Consider the following 532-nt stretch of genomic DNA (forward strand, 5'->3'; position numbering starts at 1 on the left):
ACCCAAGGCCACGGGACGCCCTTCGTACGATCCTGCCGATCTGCTCAAACTCTATCTGTACGGCTATTTCCAGCGTATTCGCTCGTCGCGACGACTCGAGGCCGAGTGTCAGCGCAACGTTGAAGTCATGTGGCTGTTGGGCCGACTGGCCCCTGACTTCAAAACCATCGCTGATTTTCGCCGCGACAACAGTGCGGCGTTCAGCGCCACCTGCCGCGCCTTTGTTCAGTTTTGCCGACACGCTGGCCTGATTGCTGGCGAGCTGGTGGCCATCGATGGCAGCAAGTTTCAGGCGGTGGCTTCGAATCGAAAGCACATGACGCCGAAAAAGCTCAAACACCAGGAAGCGGCGCTCGAGAAGCGCATTGAACGCTATTTGGCGCAGCTCGATGAGGCGGATCGTGGCGAGGAAGGGGAATCCATTGACCGCTCGGCGGTGCAGGCGACGCTTCGGGAGTTGCAGGTAAAAAAGGCCAATAACCAGACCTGCCAACTGCTCATGGAAGCTCAAGGTCTGGTTCAACACATTGTG

Annotated in this window: 1 protein-coding gene; it reads left to right on the forward strand. The window is 57.9% G+C overall.

Annotated elements, in window-relative coordinates; all coding sequences use genetic code 11:
* On the forward strand, positions 1-532 hold a 532-nt coding region (locus tag KVH01_RS29470; RefSeq protein ID WP_217883802.1), incomplete at both ends, for a transposase.

Source organism: Pseudomonas khavaziana (assembly GCF_019145205.1).
In the GTDB taxonomy this organism is placed as follows: Bacteria; Pseudomonadota; Gammaproteobacteria; order Pseudomonadales; family Pseudomonadaceae; genus Aquipseudomonas; species Aquipseudomonas khavaziana.